This is a genomic window from uncultured Amaricoccus sp. (assembly GCF_937858865.1).
GTDB lineage: Bacteria > Pseudomonadota > Alphaproteobacteria > Rhodobacterales > Rhodobacteraceae > Amaricoccus.
Window position 1 is genome coordinate 1 of the sequence record NZ_CALLYO010000004.1, and the last position, 2,003, is coordinate 2,003.

The window sequence follows — 2,003 nt, forward strand, 5'->3', positions numbered from 1 at the left end:
GCGCTACGCCATCGTGGCGCTGAACCGCTACCTGGAGCGGCAGAAGCAGGCCGACCGCGCCGGCGAGCAGGAGCAGCTCGCCGAGACGCAGCCGGGCCTCGGCCGGCAGCGTCGCGGGGTCGAGGCGGGAGAGCGGCCCGATGTACTCGCGCGCGAAGGCCACCCGCAGGCCGCGCGCCGAGAGCGCCTCGTCGGCGGTGCGGAGCGCGGCCGCGCGCGCACCGGGATCGTCCGCCGCGAGGGCGGCGTCGAGCGCCTGCACCGCCGCCGCCCGGTCCCACACCCCGCCCGAGGCCGCCGGCGTCCCCGCGCGGTAGGCGGCGAAGAGCGGCGCCGGCGCGAGCGCCCCGGACAGCACCAGCCGCTCGCCGGCATCGATCCGCATCCGCATCGGCGCGTGCGGGTCGAGATCGGGATGCAGGAAGGCGAGCGGCAGCTGCCCGGGCGGGCGCGACAGGCCGACCGCCTCGCGCATCAGGAAGTCGAGCGGCGTCAGCGGCTCGGGGATCGGCGGCGGCGCCTCCGATTCGAAGAGCTCGGGGTCGAGGAAGCGGGCCAGCAGCGCCTGCTCCGGCCCGGGGATCGAGCCCACCTGCTCGCCGAGGGTCAGCGTGATCTCGGCCGCGTTCCAGTCGCCGCCGCGGGCGAGGCAGAAGACCCGCGCCGGCAGGGTGGGGGAGAGGGCCGGGTTCTCCCGCAGCGCCGCGCAGGGCTCGGCCGCCCGGTCGAGCAGCAGCGCGGCGTCGAACCAGCGCCGGAAGAGCTCCGGCGTCTCCGGCCCGGCGCGTTCGATCAGTGCCAGCGCCTCCTCGAGCGCGCCCATCTCGAGCAGCCGGTCGACCCGCGCCACCAGCACCGATTCCCCCGACCCGCCGTCCCGCGGCGGATCCGCCTCGGCGAGGAGCAGCCGGTGGAAGAGCGCCCGCGCCTCCGGCACCCCGCGGTCGGGATGATCGAGGACGAGGTCGCGCACCTCCCGCGCCGTCGCGTCGCCCCAGAAGTCCCGCGCGAAGCCGGTGCGTTCCGGCGGCAGCAGCCCCACCGCGTCGCGGCTGATGTCGCCGAGTGGGGTCACGGTGATCGTGTCGCCCCCCGGCGGGCTGCCGATCTTCGGCCGGGAGGGCGGCGGCGGCGTGCCCTCGAGCTCGATGCTCTGCGAGAGCCAGGGGATCGCGCTCCTCGGCTCGGCGGCTGTGCCCGGAACCGGGAGGGCGGCCAGCGGGAGGGCGGCGGCCAGCGCGGCCGCGAGGCCCGCGAGGCGCGCCACCCGCGCGGTCACTTCGCCTCGACCGGCAGCGTCACCTCGCGCTGCGGCGCCGGGAGATCGGAGAAGACCGCGAGCGCCACGAGGCCGATCACGGCGACGAGGACGAGATAGAGAACAACCCTGAAGACCAGCCGCATACCGTCCTGCTCTGTCCGTGCCGGCTTGACGCCGCATCGTGAACTGTTCAATCACGGTGGCCGGCACTGGGGCGGGCCGCCGCGATCGCCTCGCCGCGAGCTTAGCCCAGGGCGGGGTCACACGGCAATTGGCATGATCGAGATCCCGCAGCCACCGCCCCCGCACCCCGTCGCCGCCCCCGCGCACCTCAACCGCACCCTCGTCCTCGTCGGGCTGATGGGCGCCGGCAAGACCAGCGTCGGCAAGCGCCTCGCCGCGCTCCTCGGCGTGCCTTTCACCGATTCCGACGCCGAGATCGTCGCCGCCGCCGGCATGAGCATCCCGGAGATCTTCGCCAGTCTCGGCGAACCCGCCTTCCGCGACGGCGAGCGGCGGGTGATCGCGCGGCTGCTCTCCGACAGCCCGCGCGTGCTCGCCACCGGCGGCGGCGCCTTCATCGAGCCGCGTACCCGCGCGGAGATCCGCGCGCAGGCCACCTCGGTCTGGCTCCGCGCCGACCTCGACCTGCTCTGGGACCGGGTGCGCGACCGGCCCGGGCGGCCGCTCCTCGCCGCGCCCGACCCGCGCGCGGTCCTCGCCGACCTCGACCGCCGCCGCT

3 protein-coding genes are annotated in these 2,003 nt (G+C 76.4%); 1 reads left to right on the plus strand and 2 read right to left on the minus strand.

The annotated features are described in order from the left end of the window. Both Q0112_RS00040 and Q0112_RS00045 read right to left on the minus strand, forming a co-directional pair. A partial coding sequence (locus Q0112_RS00040; protein WP_297970015.1) for a hypothetical protein occupies nucleotides 1-1,279 on the minus strand: 1,279 nt, incomplete at its 3' end. After that, nucleotides 1,276-1,404, minus strand: coding sequence for a hypothetical protein (locus Q0112_RS00045; RefSeq protein WP_297970016.1), 129 nt, complete (start codon nucleotides 1,402-1,404; stop codon nucleotides 1,276-1,278). The genes Q0112_RS00040 and Q0112_RS00045, both read right to left, overlap by 4 nt. Before the next feature lie 133 nt (nucleotides 1,405-1,537). Between Q0112_RS00045 and Q0112_RS00050 the strand changes: the two genes are divergently transcribed. Continuing rightward, on the plus strand, nucleotides 1,538-2,003 hold a 466-nt coding region (locus Q0112_RS00050; protein ID WP_297970017.1), incomplete at its 3' end, for a shikimate kinase.